Raw genomic sequence first — 2,896 nt, forward strand, 5'->3', positions numbered from 1 at the left:
TCTTGGCATTCGTAATCTTGAGAAAAGTTGTGGGTGCTTTGTTGCGCTACAGCATGTTGCTGAAGTGTATTTTCAGCTGTTCTTTCCGCCTGATCTAAAGTCATGAAAATATCGAGCAAGGCTTGGCGTTGTTGATGATTCAGAAGTTTTGCGCTTTCGACAATCAGTTGTTTAGCGAGGTTTTTTGGCATGCATGGGTTTGCATTATTGAATTTAATCTGCATAGCAGTTTCCTAGATAAGAGTTTAATTATCTCCATCACTTCTCACGGCAATGGAGGCAACTTAACAGGGGTGAGAATACTGAATCTAGGATCAGCCAGCACAAAGCTGCCCTGCTAAGCTACCATAGGGACTGCTTAACAGTAGGCAAAAAAATAGCCGCAAGTGCGACATTTAATTGCACCTAGATTTTATCAGGTTCTCACGCCTGGACACAGATTTTGCTGCGTTGAAATAAGATTATCCAGTAAAAAGCAGGCCGTCAAGGTCCTAATCAGTAGTTCTTATAAAAACTGAAAAATCTAACTAAAAGGTGTCTATAAAATCGGTGACTATTTAGGAGTCTGAATTTTTAATAACTTTTCTTGAGAATTTTTGATCGCTAGATCTAGAATCTTTACTCCATCAGCAGTCTGTTGAAATAAAGTTAATTGATTTAAAACTTCAAAAAGCAACTCTATCTTTTCTTTAGGATTAAGATCCATAGCCCATACCTTCTTATAAATTCTTGTTTGTCGAAGTTTTACAGCTAAGTAACGATCAATCTGCACCTGCTTTAAAAGTTTTTCGGTATCCAACGCATCATCATTTTTGACTTTATAAGCACTTAAAACTCCACCACCCACTTCAAACTTACGTTGATTTTCGGCTTTACGTTTTTTTCCTGCATCTTTTTTCTGGATCTGACTCAAGTACAGCTCCAAATCAGCATATTGCAGTTTTTGAGCTTTGAAATTCAGATATCGGGTACACATCATCTTCAGAATATTCAGTTCAGCAACACCCAGTTGATTGTCCTGGTATGCATGAAACAACTCGATAAATTTAGCTTCATATTCAGTCTGTCTAGGATTTTTAGACAGCTCATCAAACAGCAGCTGAAGCTTCAGATGCTCTCTGTAAGGTTTTAATGCTTCTTTGACTAATATTTTCTGTGCTTCAGACAACATCTCAAAATTAAAGTCTTCAGCTTGTAAGGCATCAATGACCTGATTCTGTAAGTCGGTCCGTGGATCTTTTTCTAAGAGATATTCCACAAAAGCATGTAACTCTGCCACTTGAAGTAATTGAGCTGGTCTTCCACGTTTTTTTGCTTTTTCAACAGTCATCATCTGCCGCCTAATTTTCAGAACTGCAACCTCTTTAAATATGGTTTTACCATATTTAAAGAGGGCAGTCTGAAAATAATTATTTAAAATAAAAATAAAATTTCTTGAAAAGAATTTTTATTTTTATTTTAAATAATTCGCACTTGACAGTTTCTTGCTATCGCGAAGAAACTAGTACGCAATGGGGCGTTTCCCCCTTGACCCCCTTTTACCGGATTTTCAGCCATTCAGGCATTCCAAATCCGGACGCTTTTTATTTCGTTTCACTGCATAAAAACCGGTCCCCAAGCCACCAGAGGTGAACATGGCCAGCTACCATTTCAGCGTCAAAAGTAAAAACAAAGGCTATGCGACTGGCCACTACCTCTACATCAGCCGACTCATGCAATATGAAGGGATTCGCAAGACCAGCAACGAAACCGTAGAACATATCGAACCAGGCAGAAACATGCCATCCTGGGTGAAAGATCCGATTGAATTTTGGCAGGCAGCAGACAGTTTTGAACGAGCCAATGCCAAAGTATACATGGAGTATGAAATTGCCCTGCCAAACGAGTTCACGCCAGAACAGCGTAAAACGCTCATAGAGACGTTTTTAGAAAAACATATAATTCCACAGCAATATCCGCATTCATACGCCATACACAACGTTAAATCGCGCCTCAGTGGCGAAGATCAGCCGCATTGCCACCTCATGTTCTCCCTCAAAGCTGATGACGGCATTGAACGCACAGCAGAACAATATTTCAAACGCTACAATCCTCAAAATCCGGCCAAAGGCGGTGCCAAGAAAATCCAGCTACAGGATGGCCATGCAGACTATTCCACATTCTTATTGCACATCCGCAAAGCCTGGGAAAACCACCTCAATGATGCTTTAGCCGAGCACTGCCCTACAGTCACCTACACACTGGATGGTCAGGACATCACCATCAAAAATCAGGTTTCAGCAGACAGCTATGAAAAATATAACGAGATCCACAGCACTTTGTATCTTCCTGAGCCTAAGCTAGGCGTTGGTCAACAAAATGCGACAGCGGAATATCTCGCTCAGATCCAAAAAATTCGGGAACACAATCAACAAGAACGAGAACTCGAAGAACGCCAAAAGCAATTAGATCAACAACATGAATATTTTTATAGTGCTGAAAACCATCCATTTTCATCATTGGAAGTGATGTATTACCTGAATTATTTAGTGAAGAACCAGAAAAATAAGGAAAAACTGGAAAAAGATTTTAGTGAAATTATCAAAACCCAAGAGCCTATATTGCATCAAGAAGGCTGGAACCTTCAGAACATGAATCGAAAATTGAGAGATTCAGAGCATAACTCAACGCCATGCTTTGAGTTTGAAGTGTATTCCCAGCCAAAGTATCCATTACCCACGCAGAATAAGCCCTCTAAACTGGTTCAATCTGAACAGCCAAAGCCAAAATCTGATGATTATGATTACGGTGGTCCGGGGTTTTAAATTATCTGGATTTATTCAGGCTTTACAGAGCGAGTGTCTACGAGCGAACAGACACAATTAAAATTTTCGCCATGCTTTTTCTCTGATTACAG

Annotated in this window: 2 protein-coding genes and 1 pseudogene; 1 reads left to right on the forward strand and 2 read right to left on the reverse strand. The window is 39.8% G+C overall.

Features of this window, described 5'->3' with window-relative positions:
- Both FTV37_RS16880 and FTV37_RS16885 read right to left on the reverse strand, forming a co-directional pair.
- Positions 1-224: pseudogene (locus FTV37_RS16880) on the reverse strand (hypothetical protein); the annotation flags it as partial.
- A gap of 329 nt (positions 225-553) precedes the next feature.
- Positions 554-1,330: a hypothetical protein gene (locus tag FTV37_RS16885; protein ID WP_180064305.1), complete on the reverse strand. Its 777-nt coding sequence runs from the start codon at positions 1,328-1,330 to the stop codon at positions 554-556.
- 304 nt (positions 1,331-1,634) lie between these two features.
- Between FTV37_RS16885 and FTV37_RS16890 the strand changes: the two genes are divergently transcribed.
- Positions 1,635-2,804 carry a MobA/MobL family protein gene (locus FTV37_RS16890; RefSeq protein WP_180064304.1) on the forward strand — a complete coding sequence of 390 codons (1,170 nt, stop codon included), beginning with the start codon at positions 1,635-1,637 and terminating at the stop codon, positions 2,802-2,804.
- Positions 2,805-2,896 lie beyond the last annotated feature (92 nt).

Source organism: Acinetobacter sp. YH16042 (assembly GCF_013417245.1).
Taxonomy (GTDB): Bacteria; Pseudomonadota; Gammaproteobacteria; order Pseudomonadales; family Moraxellaceae; genus Acinetobacter; species Acinetobacter amyesii.

Bases quoted from the DNA above. Each gene is read 5' to 3' on its own strand.
- FTV37_RS16890 (WP_180064304.1), top strand. From the start codon at position 1,635: ATGGCCAGCTACCATTTCAGCGTCAAAAGTAAAAACAAAGGCTATGCG.
- FTV37_RS16885 (WP_180064305.1), bottom strand. From the start codon at position 1,330: ATGACTGTTGAAAAAGCAAAAAAACGTGGAAGACCAGCTCAATTACTT.